General features: G+C 70.0%; 26 protein-coding genes. 19 read left to right on the top strand and 7 right to left on the bottom strand.

Annotated elements, in window-relative coordinates; translation table 11 throughout:
* The first annotated feature begins 18 nt into the window (after positions 1-18).
* From thiO to AB0L91_RS10020, 6 genes are all read left to right on the top strand, one after another.
* Entirely contained in the window at positions 19-1101 is a 1083-nt protein-coding gene (gene thiO, locus AB0L91_RS10045; RefSeq protein WP_365008770.1) for a glycine oxidase ThiO, read from the top strand.
* Positions 1098-1313 carry a sulfur carrier protein ThiS gene (thiS, locus tag AB0L91_RS10040; RefSeq protein WP_189025092.1) on the top strand — a complete coding sequence of 72 codons (216 nt, stop codon included), beginning with the start codon at positions 1098-1100 and terminating at the stop codon, positions 1311-1313. The genes thiO and thiS overlap by 4 nt, the downstream gene beginning before the upstream one ends.
* Positions 1306-2067, top strand: a complete 762-nt coding sequence (locus AB0L91_RS10035) for a thiazole synthase (protein WP_365008768.1) — start codon at positions 1306-1308, stop codon at positions 2065-2067. The genes thiS and AB0L91_RS10035 overlap by 8 nt, the downstream gene beginning before the upstream one ends.
* Before the next feature lie 93 nt (positions 2068-2160).
* Positions 2161-3093, top strand: a complete 933-nt coding sequence (locus tag AB0L91_RS10030; RefSeq protein WP_355274513.1) for an ABC transporter ATP-binding protein — start codon at positions 2161-2163, stop codon at positions 3091-3093.
* Positions 3093-3851 carry an ABC transporter permease gene (locus AB0L91_RS10025; RefSeq protein ID WP_357342289.1) on the top strand — a complete coding sequence of 253 codons (759 nt, stop codon included), beginning with the start codon at positions 3093-3095 and terminating at the stop codon, positions 3849-3851. The genes AB0L91_RS10030 and AB0L91_RS10025 overlap by 1 nt, the downstream gene beginning before the upstream one ends.
* Before the next feature lie 274 nt (positions 3852-4125).
* Entirely contained in the window at positions 4126-4893 is a 768-nt protein-coding gene (locus AB0L91_RS10020; protein WP_365011233.1) for an adenylate/guanylate cyclase domain-containing protein, read from the top strand.
* Positions 4894-4895: 2 nt separating this feature from the next.
* Here the strand turns inward: AB0L91_RS10020 and AB0L91_RS10015 are convergent, their stop codons facing one another.
* Together AB0L91_RS10015 and AB0L91_RS10010 are read right to left on the bottom strand one after the other, a co-directional pair.
* A complete protein-coding gene (locus tag AB0L91_RS10015) occupies positions 4896-5210 on the bottom strand; it encodes a hypothetical protein (protein WP_355274507.1) in 315 nt (104 codons plus the stop codon).
* Positions 5211-5311: 101 nt separating this feature from the next.
* A complete protein-coding gene (locus AB0L91_RS10010; RefSeq protein WP_355274678.1) occupies positions 5312-5455 on the bottom strand; it encodes a hypothetical protein in 144 nt (47 codons plus the stop codon).
* An 85-nt stretch (positions 5456-5540) separates the two neighbouring features.
* Here AB0L91_RS10010 and AB0L91_RS10005 point away from each other — a divergent pair, with 85 nt between their 5' ends.
* From AB0L91_RS10005 to AB0L91_RS09960, 10 genes are all read left to right on the top strand, one after another.
* A complete protein-coding gene (locus AB0L91_RS10005; RefSeq protein ID WP_365008764.1) occupies positions 5541-7256 on the top strand; it encodes an acyclic terpene utilization AtuA family protein in 1716 nt (571 codons plus the stop codon).
* Positions 7253-8404, top strand: a complete 1152-nt coding sequence (locus AB0L91_RS10000; RefSeq protein ID WP_365008762.1) for an acyl-CoA dehydrogenase family protein — start codon at positions 7253-7255, stop codon at positions 8402-8404. The genes AB0L91_RS10005 and AB0L91_RS10000 overlap by 4 nt, the downstream gene beginning before the upstream one ends.
* Entirely contained in the window at positions 8401-9999 is a 1599-nt protein-coding gene (locus AB0L91_RS09995) for a carboxyl transferase domain-containing protein (protein WP_355274500.1), read from the top strand. The genes AB0L91_RS10000 and AB0L91_RS09995 overlap by 4 nt, the downstream gene beginning before the upstream one ends.
* 8 nt (positions 10000-10007) lie before the next feature.
* On the top strand, positions 10008-12011 hold the full coding sequence (locus AB0L91_RS09990; protein WP_365008760.1) for a biotin carboxylase N-terminal domain-containing protein: 2004 nt from the start codon (positions 10008-10010) through the stop codon (positions 12009-12011).
* Positions 12008-13168: an acyl-CoA dehydrogenase family protein gene (locus AB0L91_RS09985; protein WP_357342295.1), complete on the top strand. Its 1161-nt coding sequence runs from the start codon at positions 12008-12010 to the stop codon at positions 13166-13168. The genes AB0L91_RS09990 and AB0L91_RS09985 overlap by 4 nt, the downstream gene beginning before the upstream one ends.
* 59 nt (positions 13169-13227) lie before the next feature.
* Positions 13228-14010: an enoyl-CoA hydratase family protein gene (locus AB0L91_RS09980; RefSeq protein WP_365008757.1), complete on the top strand. Its 783-nt coding sequence runs from the start codon at positions 13228-13230 to the stop codon at positions 14008-14010.
* 4 nt (positions 14011-14014) lie between these two features.
* Positions 14015-14629 (top strand): TetR/AcrR family transcriptional regulator, encoded by a 615-nt coding sequence (locus tag AB0L91_RS09975; RefSeq protein ID WP_355274491.1) that lies wholly within the window; start codon positions 14015-14017, stop codon positions 14627-14629.
* An 82-nt stretch (positions 14630-14711) separates the two neighbouring features.
* Positions 14712-14918, top strand: a complete 207-nt coding sequence (locus tag AB0L91_RS09970) for a DUF2191 domain-containing protein (protein ID WP_355274490.1) — start codon at positions 14712-14714, stop codon at positions 14916-14918.
* Positions 14909-15340, top strand: a complete 432-nt coding sequence (locus AB0L91_RS09965; protein WP_355274487.1) for a PIN domain-containing protein — start codon at positions 14909-14911, stop codon at positions 15338-15340. The genes AB0L91_RS09970 and AB0L91_RS09965 overlap by 10 nt, the downstream gene beginning before the upstream one ends.
* 71 nt (positions 15341-15411) lie before the next feature.
* Positions 15412-16194, top strand: a complete 783-nt coding sequence (locus AB0L91_RS09960) for an NAD(P)H-binding protein (protein WP_365008755.1) — start codon at positions 15412-15414, stop codon at positions 16192-16194.
* Positions 16195-16537: 343 nt separating this feature from the next.
* Here AB0L91_RS09960 and AB0L91_RS09955 read toward each other — a convergent pair whose 3' ends face one another.
* Genes AB0L91_RS09955 through AB0L91_RS09945 form a run of 3 tightly spaced genes read right to left on the bottom strand, consistent with a single transcriptional unit; the run spans position 16538 to position 20183 of the window.
* Positions 16538-18757, bottom strand: a complete 2220-nt coding sequence (locus AB0L91_RS09955) for a glycosyltransferase family 39 protein (protein ID WP_365008753.1) — start codon at positions 18755-18757, stop codon at positions 16538-16540.
* The gene (locus AB0L91_RS09950) at positions 18754-18927 is read right to left on the bottom strand and encodes a hypothetical protein (RefSeq protein WP_365008751.1); all 174 of its coding nucleotides are present in this window, start codon (positions 18925-18927) and stop codon (positions 18754-18756) included. The genes AB0L91_RS09955 and AB0L91_RS09950 overlap by 4 nt, the downstream gene beginning before the upstream one ends.
* The gene (locus tag AB0L91_RS09945; RefSeq protein ID WP_365008748.1) at positions 18924-20183 is read right to left on the bottom strand and encodes a bifunctional glycosyltransferase family 2/GtrA family protein; all 1260 of its coding nucleotides are present in this window, start codon (positions 20181-20183) and stop codon (positions 18924-18926) included. Before AB0L91_RS09945 ends, AB0L91_RS09950 begins: the two co-directional genes overlap by 4 nt.
* A 136-nt stretch (positions 20184-20319) precedes the next feature.
* Between AB0L91_RS09945 and AB0L91_RS09940 the strand changes: the two genes are divergently transcribed.
* Positions 20320-20814, top strand: coding sequence for a DUF6790 family protein (locus tag AB0L91_RS09940; RefSeq protein ID WP_365008746.1), 495 nt, complete (start codon positions 20320-20322; stop codon positions 20812-20814).
* Here AB0L91_RS09940 and AB0L91_RS09935 read toward each other — a convergent pair.
* The gene (locus AB0L91_RS09935) at positions 20811-21437 is read right to left on the bottom strand and encodes a class I SAM-dependent methyltransferase (RefSeq protein ID WP_365008744.1); all 627 of its coding nucleotides are present in this window, start codon (positions 21435-21437) and stop codon (positions 20811-20813) included. The two genes, AB0L91_RS09940 and AB0L91_RS09935, sit on opposite strands and share 4 nt — an antisense overlap.
* A gap of 139 nt (positions 21438-21576) precedes the next feature.
* On the opposite strand from AB0L91_RS09935, the gene AB0L91_RS09930 reads away from it, so the two are divergent.
* Positions 21577-22299 (top strand): TetR/AcrR family transcriptional regulator, encoded by a 723-nt coding sequence (locus AB0L91_RS09930; protein ID WP_365008742.1) that lies wholly within the window; start codon positions 21577-21579, stop codon positions 22297-22299.
* Between the two features lie 115 nt (positions 22300-22414).
* On the opposite strand, the gene thiD is transcribed toward AB0L91_RS09930, so the two are convergent.
* The gene (gene thiD, locus AB0L91_RS09925) at positions 22415-23263 is read right to left on the bottom strand and encodes a bifunctional hydroxymethylpyrimidine kinase/phosphomethylpyrimidine kinase (RefSeq protein WP_365008740.1); all 849 of its coding nucleotides are present in this window, start codon (positions 23261-23263) and stop codon (positions 22415-22417) included.
* A 77-nt stretch (positions 23264-23340) separates the two neighbouring features.
* Here thiD and AB0L91_RS09920 point away from each other — a divergent pair, with 77 nt between their 5' ends.
* Positions 23341-24489, top strand: a complete 1149-nt coding sequence (locus tag AB0L91_RS09920; protein ID WP_365008738.1) for a GTP-binding protein — start codon at positions 23341-23343, stop codon at positions 24487-24489.
* Position 24490: the final 1 nt, after the last annotated feature.

Genomic DNA, 24490 nt, shown 5'->3' with positions numbered 1-24490 from the left:
AAAGACAGGTGGAACGTGATGCGGACTCTGGCGGTCGTTGGCGGCGGCGCCGTCGGACTCGCTGTCGCATGGCAGGCCGCCGAGGCGGGCTGGACCGTCACCGTCTTCGATCCGGCGCCCGGCTCCGGCGCGTCGTTCGTGGCGGGCGGCATGCTCGCGCCGCTGTCGGAGGGCTGGCCGGGGGAGGACCGGGTGCTGGCCTTCGGCGCCGCCGCGCTGGCCGCCTGGCCCGCCTTCGCCGAGCGGCTGCGCGCGATCACCGGTGAGTCGGTGTTCGTCGCCGACGAGACGCTCACCGTCGCCCTCGACGGCGCCGATGCCGCCGACCTGCGCACCGTCGCCGACTGGCTCGCCGGATTCGGTCACGACCTGCGCGTCCTCGACCGGGCCGGGGTGCGGGCGCTCGAACCGGCGCTGGCCCGCACCGTGCGCGCCGGGCTGCTGGCCACCACCGAACCCGCCGTCGACAATCGCCGGGTGCTGACCGCCCTGCGCGCCGCCTGCGCGGGCGCCGGGGTGCGGATCCGGACCGAAGTCGTCACCGCGCTCGCCGACCTGCCGCACGACCGGGTCGTGCTCGCGGCGGGCGCGCACTCCGCCGAGCTGTGGCCCGGGCTGCCGGTGCGCCCGGTCAAGGGCGAGATCCTGCGCCTGCGGCACCGGCCGGGTGTGCAACCGGCGCCGAGCCGGGTGATCCGGGCCAGGGTGCACGGCAGGCAGGTCTATCTGGTGCCGCGCGCGGACGGGATCGTCGTCGGCGCGACCCAATACGAGGCCGGGTTCGACACCGCGGTGACCGTCGGCGGGGTCCGTGATCTGATCGCCGACGCCGAGGCGATCCTGCCCGGCATCGCGGAATACGAACTGGCCGAGGCGAACGCGGGCTCGCGGCCGGGCACCCCCGACAACCTGCCCTTGCTCGGCGCGCTCGACGACCGGGTCGTCGCCGCCACCGGCCACGGCCGCAACGGCATGCTCACCCTCGCGCTCACCGCGACCCTCGTCCCCGGACTGCTCGACGCCGAGTCGTCCGCCATCGCGGAGATCGCATCACCGCAACGCTTTCCGGCGCTGCGGCTGTCCCCAGGAGGAGTTCGATGACCTCGACCATCCCGATCGGCGTCACCGTCAACGGTGTCGACCACGAGTTCGCCGAGCCGCTCAGCATCCGCGAATTGCTGACCAGGCTCGAACTGCCGTGTCAGGGCGTTGCCCTCGCGGTCGACGGCGCGGTGTTCCCGAAGTCGCGCTGGGACGAGCCGGTCGGCCGTGGCTGGACCATCGAGGTGCTGACGGCGGTGCAGGGTGGCTGAGCCGGCACCGCTGCGGATCGCGGACAAGGAGTTCGGCTCGCGCCTGATCATGGGCACCGGCGGCGCCGAGAACCTGGCCGTCCTCGAGGAGGCGCTGATCGCCTCCGGCACCGAGCTCACCACCGTCGCCATGCGCCGGGTCGACGCCGCGGGCGGCACCGGCGTGCTCGACCTGCTGAAACGCCTCGACATCACCCTGCTGCCCAATACCGCGGGCTGCCGCACCGCCGCCGAGGCCGTGCTCACCGCGCAGCTGGCACGTGAGGCGCTGGAGACGAACTGGGTCAAGCTCGAGGTCGTCGCCGACGAGCGCACCCTGCTGCCCGACCCGTTCGAGCTGCTCGACGCCGCCGAACAGCTGGTCGACGCCGGTTTCGTCGTCCTGCCCTACACCAACGACGACCCGGTGCTTGCCCGCCGCCTCGAAGACGCAGGCTGCGCCGCGGTGATGCCCCTCGGTGCCCCCATCGGCACCGGCCTCGGCATCGGCAACCCGCACAACATCGAGATGATCGTGGCCGCCGCCGGCGTGCCGGTCATCCTCGACGCGGGCATCGGCACCGCCAGCGACGCCGCCCTCGCCATGGAACTGGGCTGCTCGGCCGTCCTCCTGGCGACCGCCGTCACCAGGGCACGCGACCCGGAACTGATGGCCTCGGCCATGGCCGCCGCCGTCCGCGCCGGCTACCTGGCCCGCGAGGCGGGCCGCATCCCCAAGCGCTTCTGGGCTCAGGCTTCCTCCCCAGCCCGGTAGTCCCCGTCTCGGGGTCGGGTCATCCTCGAGGATGACCCGACTCGCGACCTCACGGCGACGCGCTCGCCATCTTCGTGCGGCAAGCTGGGGCGCATGATCGAGCTGAAGGGCCTGACGAAGCAATTCGGCCAGACCGTCGCGGTGCAGGACCTCTCGTTCACCGTCCATCCCGGACAGGTGACGGGGTTCCTCGGACCCAACGGTGCCGGTAAATCGACGACCATGCGGATGATCCTCGGCCTGGACCGGCCGACCTCGGGCACCGCGCTGATCGACGGCAAGCGCTACGAGGATCTGGAGCGTCCGCTGACCCAGGTCGGCGCGCTGCTGGATGCCAAGTGGGTGCATCCGAACCGATCGGCGCGCGCGCACCTGGAGTGGCTGGCCGCCTCCAACGACCTCCCCAAGTCGCGGGTCGAGGAGGTGCTGCGGCTGGTCGGCCTGTCCGAGGTGGCGGGCAAGAACGCCGGCGGCTTCTCGCTGGGTATGTCCCAGCGGCTCGGCCTGGCGGGCGCGCTGCTCGGCGACCCCAAGGTGCTGCTGTTCGACGAGCCGGTCAACGGCCTCGACCCCGAGGGCATCCTCTGGATCCGCCGCTTCATGCAGCGCCTGGCCGCCGAGGGCCGCACCGTGCTGGTGTCGAGCCACCTGCTCTCGGAGATGGCCCAGACCGCCGAGCACCTGATCGTCATCGGCCGGGGTCAGCTCATCGCCGACACCACCACCAAGGACTTCATCGACCGCGCTTCCGAGCAGTCGGTCCGGGTCCGCAGCCCGCAGCTGGATCAGCTGCGCAGCCTGCTCACCTCGCACGGCATGACCGTGCGGGAAGAGGGCGACGCCGCGCTGATCGTCGCCGGGGTGACCAGCGACGAGGTCGGCAAGGTGGCGGGCACCAACAACGTCACGCTCTACGAGCTGGCGCCGCAGCAGGCGTCGCTCGAGGAGGCGTTCATGCGGATGACCGGCGGCGCCGTGGAGTACCACGGCGCCGGCCTCGACCAGGTGATGGGAGGTGCGCTCTGATGGGCGTGCTCGCTGCGGAACGAATCAAGCTCACCTCGACCCGGTCGCCCTGGTGGTGCTCGGCGATCGTCGTGCTCCTCGGCATCGGTCTCGCCGTGCTGATCGCGCTCGTCACCAAGGCCGAGAACACCCAGCCGGGGGACGTGCCGACGCTGCTCACCCCGAGCGTGGTGGTCTCCGGTGTCTCCGGCTTCGGCGTGATGGTGCTGATGATCATGGCCGCGCTGACGGTCACCAGTGAATACCGGTTCGGCGTCATCCGCGCCAGCTTCCTCGCGGTGCCGAACCGCACGAAGGTGGTGCTGTCCAAGACAGGCCTGGTCGGTGGGTACGCGGCGGTGCTGACCGGCGTGCTCGCGCTGATCGCCTTCGTGGTGGCCAAGCTGTTCGTCGGCGACGACGCGCCGGAACTGGTGCTCGACGGCAACTGGCGCGCCATCTACGGCATCCCGATCTACGCCTTCCTGTGCGTGGTGCTCGCCATCGGCGTCGGCGTGCTGGTGCGCCAGTCCGCCGCCGCGATCTCGCTGATCGTGCTGTGGTCGCTGCTGCTGGAGGGTCTGCTCGGCGCGTTCGGCAGCTTCGGCCGTACCGTCAAGCCGTTCTTGCCGTTCCAGAACGCCAACCGATTCCTGACCGTCGAGGACGTTTCGGGTAACTGGCACTGGGGCGTGTGGGGCAGTCTGATCTACTTCGCTGTGTTCGTGGCGATCGTGTTCGCCGGTGCCTTGGTGATGATCAACCGCCGAGACGCCTGACAGACGTCCCGGGCTGCCCTCGCAGATGCCCGGGACCGCCCTCGGCGTCCGCTGCCCGGACGCCGAGGGCTTCTTTTTGTCTGGAAGAGCAGCGGGACGGAACAGGTACGATCTGGGCGTGAGTGAAACGCCTTCTGGCGGGGTTGATCCGCGGCGGCGTGACGCTGCCGCGGAGGTGGTTATCCCGTTGGAGCCCACCGAAAATGCGCGGTCCGAGACGTCGGACGCCGACGATGCCCGGTCCGGTCGGCGGCGCGTCCAGTTCTCCTCGAAATTGCAGGCGGCCAATCGGCGTGCCGATGTGATCGGTGCGGTGCGCAAGGCTCGTCAGCAGCTCCCCGGTGACCCGGCGTTCGGCGATCCGCTCTCGGTCTCCGGTCCCGGTGGCGCTCGCGCGGTCGCCCGTGCCGCGGACAAGATCGTGGGTGGCACTCCCAGCGCGGCCAGGGAGATCGGTTTCGGCGCGCTCCAGGTGTGGCAGGCCGCGCTCGAGCGGATCGGCCGCGGTCGCGGTACCGAGGAGGTGACCATCGTGTTCACCGACCTGGTCGCGTTCTCCAGCTGGTCGCTGTCCGCGGGCGACGAGCGCACCCTGGAACTGCTGCGCAAGGTCGCCAAGGCCATCGAGCCGCCGATCGCCGAGCGGGGCGGTCAGGTGGTCAAGCGCATGGGCGACGGCCTGATGGCGGTCTTCTCGTCCCCCGATCGCGCGGTCCGCGCCGCCGTCGCCGCCCGCCGCAATCTGGCCGCGGTCGAGGTGGAGGGCTACAAGCCCCGCATGCGGGTCGGCCTGCACACCGGTTCCCCCCGCGAGATCGGCGGCGACTGGCTCGGCGTCGACGTCAACATCGCCGCCCGCATGATGGAAGCGGGCGGCAACGGCAACACGATGCTGTCCAGCACCACCCTCGCCGCCCTGCGCCCGGAAACCCTCGACGAACTGGGCGCCACCGTCAAGCCCTACAAACGCAACTTCTGGGCGGCCCCCCTCAACGGCGTCCCCGAGGACGTCCGCATCTTCAAACTCACCGCCCCGAGCTGACCTCAGCCACGCTGCTGTTCGCGCTGGTACGCGCGCCAGGCCTGCTGGGTGGGCGTCGGCCTGGTGGTCAGCGCCGTCCAGTTCGTCGACTTCACGAAGTTGATCAGCAGCAGCACCGGCAGGATGAAAGCCTGGAAGAAGATCAGGTAGCTGCCGCCGTCGAAGACGAACGCCAGGTAGCCCGCGTAGCCGAGGAACCCGATACCGAACACGGCGTTGAGGACCTGCGCGAACTCACTCTGCCCGCCCTTGACGTTCGCCATCACGATCATCGCGATACCACTGAACGCGAGCAGACCGACGTACCAATCGAACATGGATGCTTCCCCCGACGCGAGGCGGCCGACCGGCCGGACAACAGGACGGCGAAAGCTAATCGCGGTGGGCTTGCCCGCCGCTTTCGAAATGCTTGGTGACGCTACTGCAGCCAGAGGGCCGCGCCGATGGCGGCGAGGACGGCGGCGGCGATCAGGGCGATCGACATCGCGCGGTTGTTCTTCCAGGTCGTGTAGGCGCCGCCGAGCAGGAAGCCGGCCAGGGCGAAGAGGAGGACCGATGACATGGCTTCCATCTTGCCTGGTGGATTGCCCGCAATTAACAAGCACGCATGCTTGCTTTTTTTCTGAACCGATGTGATCCTGGGGTTCATGAGTGCACTCTCGGCGGACCCGGACCTGATCCGGATCGGAAATTGCTCCGGGTTCTACGGCGACCGGCTCAGCGCGATGCGCGAGATGCTGGAGGGCGGCGACCTCGACGTGCTGACCGGCGACTACCTCGCCGAGCTCACCATGCTCATCCTGGGCCGCGACCGGATGAAGGACCCCAGCCTCGGCTACGCCAAGACGTTCGTGAAGCAGATCGAGGACTGCCTGGCCCTCGCGCTGGAGCGCAACGTCCAGATCGTCACCAACGCGGGCGGCCTCAACCCGGCCGGGCTGGCCGAGCGGCTGCGCAAGGTCGCCGCCGACCTGGGCCTGGACGCCAAGATCGCGCACGTCGAGGGCGACGACCTGATCGGCCGCGCCGCCGACCTCGGCCTCGGACAGCCGCTGACCGCCAACGCCTACCTCGGCGCGTGGGGCATCGTCGAGTGCCTGAACTCCGGCGCCGACATCGTCGTGACCGGCCGGGTGACCGACGCCTCCGTCATCGTCGGTCCCGCCGCGGCCCACTTCGGCTGGGGCCGCACCGACTACGACGCCCTCGCCGGTGCCGTGGTCGCCGGTCACGTGATCGAGTGCAGCACCCAGGCCACCGGCGGCAACTTCGCGTTCTTCACCGAGCTCGGTGACCTCGGCCGCCCCGGTTTCCCGATCGCCGAGATCCGCCGCGACGGGTCGAGCGTCATCACCAAGCACGACGGCACCGGCGGCGCGGTCACCGTCGACACCGTCGAAGCCCAGCTCATGTACGAGATCCAGAGCGTGCGCTACGCGGGCCCCGACGTCACCACCCGCCTCGACAGCATCGAGCTGAGCCAGGACGGCAAGGACCGGGTGCTGATCAGTGGTGTCACCGGGGAGGCGCCGCCGCCGCAGCTCAAGGTCTCGCTGAACACCCTCGGCGGCTTCCGCAACGAGATGGAGTTCATCCTCACCGGCCTGGAGATCGAGGCCAAGGCCGCGCTGGCGCAACGCCAGCTGGAAGCCTGGCTGCCCGCCAAGCCCGCCGAGCTGACCTGGACGCTGGCCCGGCTCGACCGTCCCGACGCCGACACCGAGGAACAGGCCAGCGCGCTGCTGCGCTGCGTGGTGCGCGACCCCGACCCGAACAAGGTGGGCCGCGGATTCTCCAATGTCGCCGTGGAATTGGCGCTGGCCAGCTACCCGGGCGCGACCTTCACCACCCTGCCGGGCAACGGCTCGCCCTACGGCGTGTTCACGCCGGGCTTCGTCGACGCGCACGAGGTGCCGCACACCGCGGTGCTGGCCGACGGCACCCGCGTCGCGATCGAGCCCGCCGCGGAAACCGCGGTGCTGGAACCGGTCGCCGAGCCCGAGTTGCCCGCCGACCTGCCGCCGTCGGAGACCGCTCGCGTCCCGCTCGGCACCATCGCCCTGGCCCGCAGCGGCGACAAGGGCGGCGACGCCAATATCGGCGTCTGGGTCCGCACCGACGAGCAGTGGCGCTGGCTGGTGCACACGCTCACGGTCGGCAAGCTCCAGGAACTGCTGCCCGAGACGGCCACGCTGACCGTCACCCGGCACGTGCTGCCCAACCTGCGGGCCGTCAACTTCATCATTTCCGGTCTGCTCGGCAAGGGCGTCGCCTACCAGGCACGGTTCGACCCGCAGGCCAAGGGGCTCGGCGAATGGCTGCGCTCCCGCCACATCGATATGCCGACGGAGCTGTTCGCATGACATCTGTTTGGGACACACCGGAACGTAGGGAACTGCGCGCCACGGTGCGCGGTTTCGTCGAGCGGGAGATCCTGCCCGACCTCGACACCTGGGAACGCGACGGCGCACTGCCCCGCGAACTGCACAAGAAGGCCGGTGAACTCGGCCTGCTCGGCATCGAGCACCCGGAATCGGCGGGTGGCGAGGGCGGCAGCATCATCGACTCGATGATCGTCGGCGAGGAGATCCATCTCGCCGGTGCCTCCGGCGGGCTGTGGGCCTCGCTGTTCACCTGTGGAATCGCGTTGCCGCACATCATCGCTTCCGGGAACCAGGAGCAGATCGAGAAGTGGGCCGTGCCGACGCTGCGCGGTGATCTGATCGGCTCGCTGGCCATCACCGAACCCGGCGGTGGCTCCGACGTCGGCCACCTGACCACCACGGCGGTGCGCGACGGCGACGACTTCATCATCAACGGCGCCAAGACCTACATCACCTCGGGCACGCGGGCCGACTTCGTGGTCACCGCGGTCCGCACCGGCGGCGCCGGCGCGGCGGGCGTCTCGCTGATCATCGTGCCCACCGAGACGCCCGGCTTCACCGTCAGCCGCAAGCTGGAGAAGATGGGCTGGCTGTGCTCGGACACCGCCGAGCTCTCCTACGTCGACGTGCGGGTGCCAGCGGCGAACCTGGTCGGCGGCGAGAACACCGGCTTCGCGCAGATCGCCAACGCGTTCGTCAGCGAGCGGGTCGGCCTCGCGGTGCAGGCGTACTCGCTGGCCCAGCGCGCCCTCGACCTCACGGTGCAGTGGTGCCGGGACCGGGAGACCTTCGGCCGCCCGCTGATCAGCCGCCAGAAGGTGCAGATGACGCTGACCGAGATGGCCCAGCGGGTCGACGTGTCGCGCACCTACACCCGGGCCCTGGTCGAGCGCTTCGTCGCCGGGGACACGAACCAGATCGCCCAGGTCTGCTTCGCCAAGAACAATGCCGTCGAGGCCGCGGAATGGGTCGCCAACCAGGCGGTCCAGCTGCACGGCGGCATGGGCTACATGCGCGAGTCCGAGGTGGAGCGCATCTACCGCGATGTGCGCATCATCGGCATCGGCGGTGGCACCAACGAGATCCTGACCATGCTGGCGTCGAAAGTATTGGGGTACCAGTCGTGACGACCTTCCGTTCCGCCGTCGACACCGCGTCGCCGGAGTACACCGCCGCCGCCGAGGCGATGGCCACCAAGCTCACCGAGGTCGAGGCCGAGTTCGCCAAGGCGATCGCCGGTGGCGGCCCCGACAAGGTGGCCCGGCATCACAAGCGCGGCAAGCTCACCGCCCGTGAGCGCATCGAGCTGCTGCTCGACGAGGACTCGCCGTTCCTCGAACTGTGCCCGCTCGCGGCCTGGGGCAGCGACTTCCATGTCGGCGCGTCCACGATCGCCGGGATCGGCATCGTCGAGGGCGTCGAGTGCATGATCGTCGCGCCCGATCCGACCGTGCGCGGTGGCACCTCCAACCCGTGGACCCTGCGTAAGACCTTGCGCATCAACGAGATCGTCAAGCAGAACCGCCTGCCGGTGATCTCGCTGGTCGAGTCCGGCGGCGCGGATCTGCCGACGCAGAAGGAGGTCTTCATCCCGGGTGGCGCGATGTTCCGCGACCTCACCCAGGCCTCCGCCGCGGGCATTCCCACCATCTCGCTGGTATTCGGCAACTCGACCGCCGGTGGCGCCTACATCCCCGGCATGTCCGACTACGTGGTGATGGTCAAGGAGGGCGCGAAGGTCTTCCTGGCCGGGCCGCCGCTGGTGAAGATGGCCACCGGTGAGGACTCCGACGACGAGACCCTCGGCGGCGCCGAGATGCACGCCCGCACCTCGGGTCTGGCCGACTACATGGCCGCCGACGAGCAGGACGCGATCCGGATCGGCCGCAACATCGTGCGCAGGCTGAACTGGAAGAAGCAGGGCCCCGAGCCGCGCGCCGAGGTCATCTCGCCGCTCTACGATCCCGAGGAACTGCTCGGCATCGTGCCCTCGGATCTGAAGATCCCGTTCGATCCGCGCGAGGTGATCGCCCGCGTCGTCGACGGTTCGGACTTCGACGAGTTCAAGCCGCTCTACGGTTCCAGCCTGGTCACCGGCTGGGCCGAGATCAACGGCTACCCGATCGGCATCCTGGCCAACGCCCGCGGCGTGCTGTTCTCCGAGGAATCGCAGAAGGCCACCCAGTTCATCCAGCTGGCGAACAAGAAGAACACGCCACTGCTGTTCCTGCACAACACCACCGGCTACATGGTCGGCAAGGACTACGAGCACGGCGGCATCATCAAGCACGGCGCGATGATGATCAACGCGGTCGCCAACTCGACGGTGCCGCACATCTCGCTGCTGGTCGGCGCGTCCTACGGCGCCGGTCACTACGGCATGTGCGGACGCGCGTTCAACCCGCGCTTCCTGTTCGCCTGGCCGAGCGCGAAGTCGGCCGTGATGGGCGGCGCGCAGCTGGGCGGCGTGCTCACCATCGTGCAGCGCGGCGCGGCCGAGGCCAAGGGCCTGCCGTTCGACGAGGAGGCCGCCGCCGGGCTGGCCGCCATGGTCGAGGCGCAGATCGAGGCCGAGGCCATGCCGATGTTCCTGTCGGGCAGGCTCTTCGACGACGGCATCATCGACCCCCGCGATACCCGCACCGTGCTGGGGATGGCCCTGTCGGCCATTCACACAGCCCCGATCCAGGGCGCCGAGGGCTTCGGCGTCTTCCGAATGTGAGGCGCGACATGGCGATTACGAATGTTCTTGTTGCCAATCGTGGTGAGATCGCGCGCCGCGTGTTCGCCACCTGCCGTCGGATGGGTATCGGCACCACCGCGGTGTACTCCGACGCCGACGCCGCGGCCCCGCATGTGGCCGAGGCCGACGCGGCCATCCGGCTGCCCGGCAACACCCCCGCCGAGACCTACCTGCGCGGCGAGCTGATCATCGAGGCCGCGCTCTCGGCCGGGGCCGACGCCATCCACCCCGGCTACGGATTCCTCTCCGAGAACGCCGAATTCGCGCGCTCGGTGCTGGACGCGGGCCTGGTGTGGATCGGTCCGCCGGTCGCGGCGATCGAGCAGATGGGCTCCAAGGTCGAGTCGAAGAAGATGATGGACGCCGCCGGTGTCCCCGTCCTCGCCGAGCTCGATCCCGCCGAGGTCACCGAGGCGCACCTGCCGGTGCTGATCAAGGCGTCCGCCGGTGGTGGTGGTCGCGGCATGCGCGTGGTGCGTGAGCTGGGCGAGCTGAACGATCAGATCGCCGCCGCGCGGCGCGAGGCGGAGTCGGCCTTCGGCGATCCGACCGTGTTCTGCGAGCGCTACCTCGAGACCGGCCGCCACATCGAAGTCCAGGTCATGTCCGATACTTTCGGCACGACCTGGGCGGTGGGCGAGCGCGAGTGCTCGATCCAGCGTCGGCACCAGAAGGTCGTCGAGGAGGCGCCCTCGCCGCTGGTCGAGAAGATCGACGGCATGCGCGATCGGCTGTTCGAGGCGGCTCGCCTGGCCGCCGAGGCGATCGGCTACGAGGGCGCGGGCACCGTGGAGTTCCTCGCCGACGAGAAGGGCGACTTCTTCTTCCTGGAGATGAACACCCGTCTCCAGGTGGAACATCCGGTCACCGAGCAGACCACCGGCCTGGACCTGGTCCGCCTGCAGTTGCAGGTGGCCTCGGGCCTGCCGCTGCCGGCGACCCAGCCCGCCCAGCGCGGCCACTCGATCGAGGTCCGGCTCTACGCCGAGGACCCCGCGCACGACTGGCAGCCGCAGAGCGGTCCGGTGCACAGGATCGAGATCCCGTTCACCGCAGGCGAGTTCACCGTCCTCGAGCAGGCGGGCGTGCGGCTCGACACCGGTGTCGTCGACGGCTCGCTCGTCGGTGTGCACTACGACCCGATGCTGGCCAAGGTCATCTCCTACGCCGAAACCCGGGCCGAGGCGGCGCATCTGCTGGCCACGGCATTGCAGCGGGCCAAGATCCACGGCCTGGTGACCAACCGCGACCTGCTCGTGCGGGTGCTGCGGCATCCCGCGTTCCTGGCCGGTGACACCGACACCGCGTTCTTCGCGACCCACGACCTGGCCGCGCTGTCCGCGCCGCTGGTGTCGGACGCCGACGAAGCGCTGTCGATCGTGGCCGCCGCCCTCGCCGACGCGGCGCTGGCGCACACCACGAACCGGTTCGCCAAGCTCGCTCCGAGCGGCTGGCGCAACCTGGCCTCGCAGCCGCAGCGCAAGTCCTACGAGAGCCGTACCAGCGGCACGCACGAGGTGCGGTACCGGTTCACCAGGGCCGGTGACATCGAGGTCGACGGCCACGACGGCCTCGCGCTGATCTCGCTGACGCCCGAGCGCGTGGTGCTGGCGGTGCCGGGCGAGCGTGGTCCGGTGCGCCGCCAGTTCGAGATCGCCCGCTACGGCGACCTCGTCGCGGTCGACTCGCCGCTCGGCCCGGTCGCCGCGCGCAGGCTGCCCCGCTTCACCGACCCGTCGGAGCAGGTCGCGGCGGGTTCGCTGCTCGCGCCCATGCCCGGCAGCGTGATCCGCCTCGGCGCCGCCGAGGGCGACCAGGTCACCCAGGGTCAGCCCATCCTGTGGCTGGAGGCCATGAAGATGGAGCACACGATCGTCGCGCCGGCCACCGGCGTTCTCAGCGCACTGAACGTGACCGTCGGCCAGCAGGTCGAGGTCGGAACCGTCCTCGCCGTCGTCGAGGAAGAAGAGCAGGAGCAGGAGCAGGCATGAGCTTCCACGAAACCGAAGAGCAGAAGGCGCTGCGCGCGGCGGTCGCCGCGCTGGCGTCGAAGTACAACTACCGCGACTACGTGCTGCCGCTCTCGCGCAAGAACGAGCCGCTCACCGAGCTGTGGGACGAGGCGGGCAAGCTCGGCTTCCTCGGCGTGAACCTGCCCGAGGAGTACGGCGGCGGTGGCGCGGGCATGTACGAGCTGGCGCTGGTGCAGGAGGAACTGGCGGCGCAGGGCGCCGGGCTGCTGCTGATGGTCGTCTCCCCGGCGATCTGCGGCACCATCATCACCAAGTACGGCACCGACGCGCAGAAGCAGACGTGGCTGACCAAGCTGGCCGACGGCTCGTCGAAGATGGTCTTCGCGATCACCGAGCCCGATGCCGGCTCCAACTCGCACCAGATCACCACCACCGCCCGGCGTGACGGCGGCGACTGGATCCTCAACGGCCGCAAGATCTTCATCTCCGGTGTCGATCAGGCCGAGGCCATCCTGGTGGTCTCGCGCACCGAGGACCACAAGACCGGCAAGCTCAAGCCCGCGCTGTTCATCGTGCCGGTCGACGCGCCCGGCCTGGTGAAGAACGTCCAGGAGATGGACATCGTGGAGCCGGACAACCAGTTCACGCTGTTCTTCGACGACGTGCGCCTGCCCGCCGATGCCCTCGTCGGGTCCGAGGACGCCGCCATCGCCCAGCTGTTCGCCGGCCTGAATCCCGAGCGCATCATGGGCGCGGCCATGGCGGTCGGCCTCGGCCGCTACGCCATCGACCGGGCGGTGGAATATGCCAAGGAGCGCACGGTCTGGAAGTCGGCGATCGGTGCGCACCAGGGCATTTCGCATCCGCTGGCCCAGGTCAAGATCGAGCTGGAACTGGCCAAGCTGATGATGCAGAAGGCCGCGGTGCTCTACGACGCCGGTGACGAGTTCGGCGCCGCCGAGGCCGCCAATATGGCTAAGTACGCGGCCGCGGAAGCCAGCATCAAGGCGCTCGACCAGGCGATCCAGACCCACGGCGGTTCGGGTCTGACCCGCGAGGTCGGGCTCGCGGCCATGCTGCAGGCCGCGCGCATCTCGCGCATCGCGCCGGTCAGCCGGGAGATGATCCTGAACTTCGTGGCCCAGCACTCGCTCGGTCTCCCACGCTCGTACTAGGCCCTCCGGCGGCCGCCCGGGTGGGCGGCCGCCGTTCCTCCGGATGAACAGGAGTCCCGATGAGTGACGCGACGGAAACACCGTTCGTCCGCTACGAGGTCGTCGACGGGTTCGCCACGCTGACCTTCGATTCCCCGCACAACCGCAACGCGCTCTCGTCCAAGCTGGTGCGCGAGCTGCTGGCCGGACTGGACGCGGCGAACACCGATCCCGCCGTTCGCGGCATCGTGCTGGCACACACCGGCGACACGTTCTGCGCGGGCGCCGACCTGAAGGAGGCGAGCACCGCCGATCCGGCGACCGCGGCCGATCAGCGCACCCGCGTGATGATCGACGTGCTGCGCGGGATTCTCGCCTCGCCCAAACCGGTCGTCGCCCAGATCGAGGGCAATGTCCGGGCAGGCGGCATGGGCATCATCGGCGCCTGCGATCTCGTCGTGGCCGGGCCCGCCAGCAGTTTCGCCCTCACCGAGGTACGCATCGGCATGGCGCCGTTCATGATCTCGCTCACCCTGGTGCCGCGCATGGACCAGCGCTCGGCGAGCCGCTACTTCCTGACCGGCGAGAAGTTCGACGCCGCGACCGCGCGGGAGATCGGTCTGGTCACCATCGCGGCCGCCGATGCCGCCGCCGAGGTGAAGCGCCTGTGTGGCGAGCTGCGCAAGGGTTCGCCGCAGGGGCTGGCCGAGTCCAAGAAGCTGGTCAATTCGACCCTGCTCGCGCGCTTCGACGCCGAGGCCGAGGAGCTCGCGCAGCGATCGGCCGGTTTCTTCGGCACGCCCGAGGTGATCGAGGGCATGACCGCCTTCTTCCAGAAGCGCCCGCCCAGCTGGGCACAATAGTCCGATGGCGACACCCCACGAACCCAAGCAGGACCGCAGCCGGGCCACCCGGCAGCGGCTGCTCGAGGCGACCATCGACTGCCTGGCCGAGACCGGCTGGGCAGCCGCCACCGTGTCGGTGGTCGCCGAACGGGCCGGGGTGTCGCGCGGTGCCGCCCAGCACCATTTTCCCACCAGGGAAGACCTGATCACCGGCGCGCTCGAGTACATGTTCGACACCAGGATGGATCAGTCGGCCGCCGAGGCCGCCGCCATCAGCGAGGTCGCCGAGGGTGTCGGCCGCACCCGCGCCGTCGTCTCCGGGCTGGTCGAGTCCTACACCTCGCCGCTGTTCAAGGCGGCCCTCCAGGTGTGGACGCACGCCGCCGCCGACCCGGCGCTGCGCGAACGCATCGTCCCGCTCGAGGCCAGGTTCGGCCGGATCGCGCACCGGCGTGCGGTCGAAGCGCTCGGTGTCGACGACTCCGATCCGGTCAACCATCACCTGGTCCAGGCGACCCTCGACCTGGCCCGTGGGCTCGGGCTGGCCGATGTCCTCACCGATGACTCGGCGCGACGGAAATTGATCGTCGACCAGTGGGCGGTGACCTTGCACTCGGCGCTGAACCCGCCACGCTGAGCCGCAGGATTTCGCCATTGACGCTGGTCAGAGGTGAGTATATATTCCTCGCATGGGGGAATATATAACGAGGGATTGCGGCATGACCAAGCGGCTGATCGAGATCGACGACGAGCTACTCGAGTCCGCGCAGGACGCGCTCGGAACCTCGGGCGTCTCCGACACGGTCCGGGCGGCGCTTCGTTCGGCGACGGTGGCGGCTGCCCGCGCACGCCATGTCGAATGGTTGATCAACGGCGGAATGGAAGAGATGGCCGACAAGGATCGGCGCGACGAAGTATGGCGATAACGGCGCGCTACCTCGTCGATACCAGCGCGCTGGCGCGGATGCGCCACCCGGAAGTCGCCGCCCAACTCGTTCCGCTGATCGAGGCGGGTGTCGTCGCGACCTGCGCACCCATCGATGCCGAGGTGCTCTACAGCGCACGCACGCCGGTCGAGTACGAGCAGGTGCGAGCAGACCGGCGCGCACTGTTCGAGTACCTGCACACCAATGACGAACACTGGCAGAGCGCCTTCGCGATCCAGCGTGAACTCGCCCGGTCCGGTCGTCATCGGGCCGTCGGAATCCATGACCTGCTCGCGTCGGTACTGGCGGTGGAGCATCGGCTCGTGCTCTTCCACTACGACGCCGACTTCGAGACGGTCGCCGCTGTCGTCGATTTGAACCATCGTTGGATCGCGCCGCGCGGGAGTCTCGGCACGTCCTGACCCGATGTCACACTCCCCGCCCCCGCTTCGTCGTCTCTGTGAACGCGAAAGAAGCGAAGAAGGAGCGGATCATGGGTGAGCGGAAGAAGATCGCGGTGGCGGGGGCGACCGGCAGGCTGGGCAAGCACGTGGTGGACGTGCTGACCGAGCGCGGCCACGAGGTGGTCGCGTTCTCCCGCGCGAACGGAGTCGACATCGAGACCGGCGCCGGGCTCGACGCGGCGCTGACCGGCGTCGACCTCGTGATCGACGCCTCCAGCACCCCGTCGGCCGACCAGCAGGTGGCGACGGAGTTCTTCACCGCCTCCGCCCGCAACCTGCACGCCGCGGGCGAGCGGGCCGGGGTCGAGCGGCTCGTCGTGGTCTCCATCATCGGCATCGATGGCTCCCTCGCCGGGTACAACGCCGCCAAGCTCGCCCACGAGCAGGAGCTGCTGAAGGGTGCTGTGCCCGTGCAGATCCTGCGCGCCGCGCAGTTCCACGAACTCGTCGAGGTGATGGCGCAGTGGGGCACCCAGGGTGCGGTCGCCTACCTGCCCGCGATGCGCACCCAGCTGGTCGCCGCCCGCACGGTGGCCGAGGCACTGGTCGACCTCGCGACGAATCCGATTCCGGCCGAGGACATCCCGTTCCCCGAGATCGCAGGCCCCCAGCCGGAGACGATGGCCACCGCCGCCACCGCCCTGTTCGCCGCCCGCGGCGACACCCGCCAGGTCATCGAGGTCTCCGACAACGACAACCCCGACCGCGACCAGTTCGAGAACGGCGCCCTCCTGCCCACCGCCCACGCCACCCTCGCGGGCCCGACCTTCGCCGAATGGGTCGCCGCGAGCGAGCCTTCCGTCGCCGGGTGAAGCGCAGTACCGCACGGCGACCGACTGCTGAGCCGTTGCCGGTTCCGGCGGTGACCTGGGCGAGCCGACTTGCCTCGCAGGGCGGCGTGTTTCTCGGCCGCGCCGGATCCTCGACGCCGACCCCGCTGCGGGCGGCACCGGCGAAGCCCGGCCGGTCGGCTCGGCATCTCTGCCGGGCGACGCTGGAGGGGCCGACTCGCCTGCGGCCGGTGAAACCTGGTCCGACGACTCGGTACCGAGGCTGGGCGGGTCGACTCGGCATCCAGGCAGGGTCGGCAGGATCGCTGTGATCCGACCGACCCTGCCTCGAGTGTGCCTGCGGCTGTGGGCTTTCGGCCTGCCGCTACTTCGGTTGGGTGAGGTCGTACAGCGTCACGCCGTCCACGGTGGTCGCGGTGTAGTTCGCCGTCACCCAGGCGGTGATGGCCGAGCTGGTCGACTCGCTGTTTCCGCCGAGGCCACCCCGGCCGCCCGCCACGAAGTAGTGGATCTTACCCTCGGCGACATAGGTTTTGAACTGTTCGAGGGTGGGGGAGGGGTCGCTGCCGTTGAAGCCGCCGATCGGCATGACCGGTAGTTCGGTGGCCAGCTGGTATCCGGCCGCGCTGTTGGAACCGACCGTCGCGGCGACCCAGGTGTAGGCCTCGCCGTTGTGCTCGAGCAGGCTGACGATCCGCTCGCTCGGACGCGAGCCACCGAGCAGCCCACCGGGCCCACCCATCATCTGGTCACCGGCACCACCCTGCTGGGCCGCACCACCGTCCGACTGCGTACCGCCACCCGGAGCTCCACCCGACGGCATACCGCCGCCCTCCGTATTCGCGCCGCCCGAGGGCAGACCGCCTTGTGCGTTGGCACCGTCCGGCAGCTGACGGCCCTGAGTGTTGGCGCCGCCTGGCGGCAGACCGCCCTGAGTGTTGGCGCCGCCCGGCGGCAAGCCGCCCTGAGTGTTCGCGCCACCCGGCAGCTGACCCCCCTGCGCGGCGCCACCACCTGACGAATTCGCACCGTCGGTCCCCGGCATCGCGCCCATCCGTCCATCACCCCCTGGCCGCATACCAGGCCCACCACGACCCCCGAACCCGTGCATCCCACCGGCATTCGGCCCGGCCGACGGGATCGCGCCGGAGTGCGCGGTGGCGAGGGTGTCGATGGAGTACGCGGCGGGCCCGGCGAGGCCGACGAAGGTGGCGGCGATGGCGGCGATCAGCGCTTGCCTGCGGGCCAAGGGGAAGGCCGCCGCGATGGTCGCGAGGACGCCGAGGGCCAGGATGGTCCAGCGCAACCAGGGCTGGAAGGAAGCGCTGCGCGACAACAGCACCCATGCGGTGGCGGTGCTGAGGCCGATGGCGAGGGCGCAGGTCAGACGCACCCACAGCCGATCCCGTGCACCCCACAGCTGCGCGGCGCCGATGCCGACCAGCGCGGCGACGGCGGGTGCGAGGGCCACCGTGTAGTACTGGTGGAAGATGCCCGCCATGTAGCTGAACACCAGGCCGGTGACGAGCAGCCAACCGCCCCACAGGATCAGCGCGGCCCGGCGCCGGTCGGTGCGTGGCGCCCGCCCGCACAGCACCAGTCCGGCGACCAGGGCGACCAGCGCGGCCGGGATCAGCCAGGCGATCTGACCGCCCTGCGCGGGCTCGAACAGCCGGGTGATCCCGGTGCTGCCCCACATGCCGTTGCCACCGGCGGGCAGTTCACCGCCGGGGCCGACGCTGCCGCGTTCGTTGCCGTTCAACCGGCCGAGCCCGTTGTAGCCGAGGGTCAGTTCGATGATCGAATTCTCGTGCGACCCACCGATCCACGGTCGCTGGTCGGCGGGCCACAGCTCCACCGTCAGCAGCCACCAGCCCGCGGCGGCCACCATCGCGGCGCCCGCGGCGAAGAGCTGCGCGATCCGCTTGCCCAGCCGCGGCGGGCCCGCGAACAGGTAGGTCAGCGCCAGCGCGGGCACGACGAGCAGCACCTGCAATTGCTTGGCCAGGAAGCCGAAGCCGATCAGGCCGCCGGTGAGCAGCAGCCACCGCCAGCGCCCGTCGGCGACGGCGCGGGTCATCGCCCAGGCCGCCGCGGTCATCAGCAGGACCAGCAGGGCGTCGGGGTTGTTGAACCGGAACATCAGGACCGCGACGGGTGTCACCGCGAGCACCGTGCCCGCGATCAGACCCGCTGCGGGGCCGAAGGATCGGCGCACCGTCGCCCACAACACCGCGACCGTCGCGACGCCGAGCAGCACCTGCGGGACGAGCATGCTCCAGCTGTTTAGCCCGAACAGCCGCACCGACAGTTCCATCACCCACAGCGAGGCGGGTGGTTTGTCCACGGTGATCGAGTTGGCGGCGTCGGAGGAGCCGAAGAAGAACGCCTCCCATGATCGCGAACCCGCTTGCACCGCAGCGGCATAGAAGTCGTTGGCCCAGCCGTTGGCGCTGAGGTTGACGAGGTAGGCAACGGCGGTGCCGAGCAGCAGAACCGCCAAAGCCGGGAGTTCCCAGCGGGGTCGAGGCGCGGGGCCGGGCACGGTGCTCGCCGTCCGCGGTGACGCGATCGTGGCGGTCATCGAGAAACCTCCGAGGTATCGGGGCGCGGTGCCGAATCCGCGCGATCGGCGGCGACGGCCGCGCCGTCGGACCCGAAATCACCGATGCGGGTGATGGGTTCGGTGATCGCGTGCGGGGACGAGCGACGGGCGGTCGACGCGTTGGCGACCGGGGACGGCGTCGTGCTCATCGTTTCGCCTCCACGGTGACGAGCCGCGCCGCCTCGGGGACGGGCTCGCCGGTCGCGTTCCGGAATACCCAGCGCAGTCCGACGAATCGGGTGAGGGTCGCGAGCAGGTTGGCGGCGATCAGGACCGTGAGTTCCACCGCGACGGGTGCCTCGGGCGCCCAGCGGTGCAGCGCGAACAGCGAACCGCTGGTGATCGCCAGGCCGAACACGAAGATTGCCAGGCCCTGGAACTGGTGCGTCATCGCGTCACCACGTCCCCGCACCCCGAAGGTGAATGCCCGGTTGGCGGCGGTATTGCCGACCGCGGTCACCAACAGCGCCACCAGGTTCGCGCCCTGCCCGCCGAAGAAGGGTTGCAGCAGCAGATACAGCACCACGTAGGCGAGCGTGGACAGGACACCGACGATCGCGAACCGCACCAGCTGCCCGACCATCCCGAGCGGCACGCCCGCCACCAGCGGTTCGCGGCCGACGGCGGCGCGCAGCTCGTCCAGCGGCAGCGCGCCGGTGGCCAGCGCCCTGGTCAGCCGCCAGATGCCGCGCAGGTCCTTGCGGGCGGTGTCGACGATGTCGACGCGGCTGTCCGGATCGTCGATCCAGTCGACGGGCACCTCGTGGATGCGCAGGCCGGCGCGCTCGGCCAGGACCAGCAGCTCGGTGTCGAAGAACCACTCCCCGTCGCGCACCAGCGGCAGCAGCTCACGGGCGACATCGGTGCGCACGGCCTTGAAACCGCACTGCGCGTCGGAGAAGTGTGCGCGCAGGGTGGTCTTCAGCAGCAGGTTGTAGCAGCGGGAGATGATCTCGCGCTTGGGTCCGCGCACCACCCGCGAGGACGCGTCGAGCCGGGTGCCGATCGCGAGGTCGGAATGGCCGGACACCAGTGGCGCGACCAGCGGCAGCAGCGCGTTCAGATCGGTCGACAGGTCGACGTCCATGTACGCGACCACCGTCGCGTCCGACCCCGCCCACGCCGCCCGCAGCGCCCGGCCGCGGCCCTTGGCGTCCAGGTGCAGCACCCCGACGCCGTCGAGCTCGGCGGCCAGCAGCCGCGCGACCGCGAGGGTGGCGTCGGTGCTGGCGTTGTCGGCGATCGTGATCCGGGCGGTGAACGGGAACCCGTCCCGCAGGTAGGCGTGCAGCCTGCGCACGCACACGCCCAGGTCGGTTTCTTCGTTGTAGACGGGAATCACCACGTCGAGCACCGGCGCGCGGCGGCTCTGCGTGGGCTGTGGCTCGGCCTCGGTCTGGGTCATGGAACCTACCCTCGACGGCGGCGCTGCCACCGAGCTGGGACAGAGCTGGGAGGTTCCTGGGGATCCGGGCCGCTACACTGGAAAGGCTCGACTACCTGCTGGAACAGTGCTCGACTACCGAGTCGGAGGCGTTGCGATGCCTACCATCATCGCGGTGCTGGTCGCCCTCGTCGGCGCGTTCGTCCAGAGCCGGCGTCAGCCCGGCCGCCGCGCGGTCGATATCCACCTGGTCTGGTGGATGGTGGCCGTCGTCGGCGTGGCCTCGGTGCTCGGCGCCGCCGCGCACATCTTCGACGGCGCGAATGTCGCCGAGCAGATCGGCTACACCCGGGGCGACGGCGGCTTCCAATGGGAGAACGCGATGGGCGATCTGGCCATCGGCGTGGTCGGCATCATGGCCTACTGGTTCCGCGGCCACTTCTGGCTGTGCACGATCGTCGTCCTGACCATTCAGTACTGGGGCGACGCGGCCGGGCACATCTACTTCTGGATCGCCGAGGACAACACGAAGCCGTACAACATCGGCGTCCCGCTGTGGACCGACATCCTGCTGCCGATCGTCATGTGGGTGCTCTATCTGCTGTCCCGCCGAAGCGGTGGCGACGCGCTGCCCAAGGCGGCCGTCGGCTAGCCGCGCCGCACGCGCAACACACTGTCGGCGCGCTCACCCTCGACGCCGTCGGGGCTCTTCGACGGACTGGTGATCAGGCCCGCGGTCGCCACGTGCCACTCGGGGCCGAGGTCGAGCTGGGCGAGCATCTGCTCGATGGTCGGGAAGGACACGTCGTGCGGCGGGGTGGTGACCCAGGTCGGCCAGTGCGCGTGGCTGCCGATCACCAGCGAGCCACCCGGTGCGACGGCGGCCGCGGCCCGGCGCAGGATGGTCGCGCGCTCGTCGGGGCGCTCCACCGGGGAGTGCAGGAACTGTGCGGAGACCAGGTCGAAGGTGCCCGCCGGGAAGCTCGTCTGCAGGTCGTGGCGTTCCCAGGTGACGCGAACGCCCGCGTCGGCCGCGTGCCGCGCGCCCCGCTCCAGCGCCGTCGCGGAGACATCGACCGCGGTGACCTCCCAGCCCTGCCCGGCCAGCCAGATCGCGTCGCCGCCCTCGCCGCACCCGAGGTCGAGCGCGGTGCCCGGCGTCAGCTCGGTGGCCTCGCTGACCAGGGTCTTGTTGGCGTTGCCGGTCCAGATCTGGTCCCGCTCGCGGTAGAAGTCCTCCCAGAACTGTTCGGGGGTCGGCGCGGTCTCGGTCATCGGGGCTCCTGTCGGTCGGCGGACGCGTAGACGATTCGATGGTGCGGGCACCCGCGACAATTCCGCAAGAAAGGTTGCCGGTTCGGCAAATGTCGCCCCGCGCAGCACCCAGGCCGACCACGCCAATAAGCTGCTGACCGTGACACGCGGTTACCGGAAAGCAGACGAGCCGGTCCGTCGTGTCGACGCCAGGACGGAACGGTGGCGCGAACACCGGGTGCAGGTCCGGATCGAATTCGTCGATGCCGCGTTCCGCGCGCTGGATCGGGTCGGCCCCGATGTGAGCATGGGCGATATCGCCAAGGAGGCGGGAGCGGCCAAACCGAAGCTCTACCGGCATTTCGAGGACAAGACCGATCTCTACAACGCGATCGTCGACCGGGTCCGCGACATGCTGTGGGAGCGGGTGCTCAGCGGGGTGAATCTCACCGACGATTCCGTCGCCGACCTGGTCCGGCGCGCGGCCGCCGAATACGTGGCCGTCGTCTCCGAGCATCCGAACGTCTTCCGGTTCATGCTGCACAGCCATTTCAGCCAGCAGGCCAAGGAAACGGAACGGGCGCTGGTCGCGGCCAGGCAATCGGCACGCCGCGCCGCGGAATTCTTCGCCGATCTGCTGCCGACCGAATCGATCGACGTGGCGGGGATCGAATTGGTGAACTATTCGATTTTCGGCGCGGTGGCCTCGGCCACGGACTGGTGGCTCGGCGCGAATCAGCGCGAGGTCTCGGCGATGCCGGTGGAGCGATTCGTCGACTATCTGGCCGAGAGCATCTCGGCGCTGGCCCTGGCGCACGCACGGTTCAACGGAGTCGTGATCGATCCGTCGCGGCCGTTGCGCGACGCGTTCGTCGTCGGCTGAAAGTCTTCGCGCCCGAGGCGAACTCCGTTGTTCTCGCCGGCTGCGTCGTTGGAACCGGTGGTGGGTGCGATGGGTTCAGTATGAACCCACCCACCGACAAGTTCGCGACGCCACGCTAGGCGTCGGTGTGCAGCCGCCACAGCGGCGAAACCGGCCCGTGGCCCGCGCCGAGATCGTAGGACGCGGCCAGGCAGCGGTAGGTCCACTCCTTGGCGAAGGCGACCGCGTCGGGCACCGGATAGCCGTTGGCCAGCGCGCTGGCGATGGCCGCGGCCAGGGTGTCGCCGCCGCCGTGATCGTTGCCGGTGGCGATGCGCGGCGCGGTGAACTCGCGGAAGGTGTCGCCGTCGTAGAGCAGGTCGGTGCTGTACTCCGAGGAGCGCAGGTGCCCGCCCTTGACGATCGCCCACTGCGCGCCCAGCTCGTGCAACGCCTCGGCGGCTTTGCGGGCGGTGGCGTCGTCGACCACTTCGATGCCGGTGATCAGGCGGACCTCGTCGAGGTTCGGGGTGACGACCGTGGCCAGCGGGATGAGGGTGTTGCGCACCGCGTCCAGCGCCTCGGCGTGCAGCAGCGGGTCGCCGTGCATCGACGCCGCGACCGGGTCGACGACCAGCGGCACGGCCGCGTCGCGCCCGATCCCGACCTCACGGCACACCTCGGCGACGGCCTCGATGATCGCGGTGGAGGCCAGCATGCCGGTCTTGGCCGCGCCGATCCCGATATCGCGCACGACCACCCGCACCTGGTCGGCCACGATGTGCGGCGGGATCTCGTGAAATCCACTGACGCCCACCGTGTTCTGCACGGTCACCGCCGCCACCGCCACGCACGCGTGCACGCCGCACAGCGCCATCGTCCGCGAGTCGGCCTGGATACCGGCGCCGCCGCCGGAGTCGGTACCCGCGATGGTGAGCGCGCGAACAGGGGTCTGGCCATCGGGGGTCAGCGGCAACATCTTCACGCCCCAACCCTACGACCGGGCGCGCCGTTCGGAGACCCCACCCGCGAACGGCAAATGAAAACCATTATCATTAACTCGTGACCAACTCCGCTCCCACCGCGCACCTGCCCGTCACCGTCCTGTCCGGGTTCCTCGGCGCGGGCAAGACCACGCTGCTCAACCACATCCTCGCCAACCGGGACGGCCGCCGGGTCGCGGTCATCGTCAACGACATGAGCGAGGTCAATATCGACGCCGCGCTCGTCGCGGGCCAGGGTCATCTGGACCGGACCGAGGAGAAACTGGTCGAACTCACCAACGGCTGCATCTGCTGCACGCTGCGCGAGGACCTGATCGAGGCCGTCGCCCGGCTGGCCCGCGACGGCCGGTTCGACCAGCTGGTGATCGAGTCCACCGGTATCTCCGAGCCGATGCCGGTGGCCGCGACCTTCGACTGGGAGTTCGAGGACGGCTTCCGCCTCGGCGAGCTGGCCCGCCTCGACACCATGGTGACCGTGGTCGACGCGTCGACCTTCCTGGCCGAGCTGGTCAAGGGGCAGGCGCTGGCCGAGCGGGAACTCGAAGCGGGCGAGGGCGATACGCGCACGATCGCGGATCTGCTGGTGGACCAGGTGGAGTTCGCCGACGTGCTGCTGATCAACAAGACCGACCTGGTGAGCGCGAACGCGGCGGCCACCGTCGAGGCCACCGTCCGCAGGCTCAACCCGAGGGCGCACATCCTGCGCACCGAGAAGGGCGTGGTCGAGCTGGACGAGGTGCTCGCCACCGGCCGGTACGATCCGGTGGTGGCCGCCGAGGCCGAGGGCTGGGCCGAGGAGCTGGCCGGCGGTCACACGCCCGAGACCGAGGAATACGGGATCAGCAGCCTCACCTACACCGTCGATCGCCCGTTCCATCCGGACCGGCTGGCCGAGGCGCTGTCCGGGCTGCGGGGGATGTTGCGCAGCAAGGGATTCTGCTGGATCGCCAGCCGCCCCGAGCTGGCCGCGATCTGGTCGCAGGCCGGTCCGAACCTGACCTTCGAGCCGGGCGCGTGGTGGTCGTCGCTGGACGTGCCCGCCGGTCAGGAGATCGTGTTCATCGGCGTGCGCCTGGACGCGCCCGCGGTCCGGCGTGCCCTCGACGCCGCGCTGCTCACCGACGCGGAGTTCGCCGCTGGTCCGGCCGGGTGGGCCGGCTTCGCCGATCCCTTCCCGGCCTGGGGCGACCTGCACGAGCATCACTGAT

It is taken from the genome of Nocardia sp. NPDC051833 (assembly GCF_040681225.1).
GTDB lineage: Bacteria > Actinomycetota > Actinomycetes > Mycobacteriales > Mycobacteriaceae > Nocardia.
The sequence above is the reverse complement of the archived record's forward strand: the minus strand, read 5'-3'. Positions and strand labels throughout refer to the sequence as shown.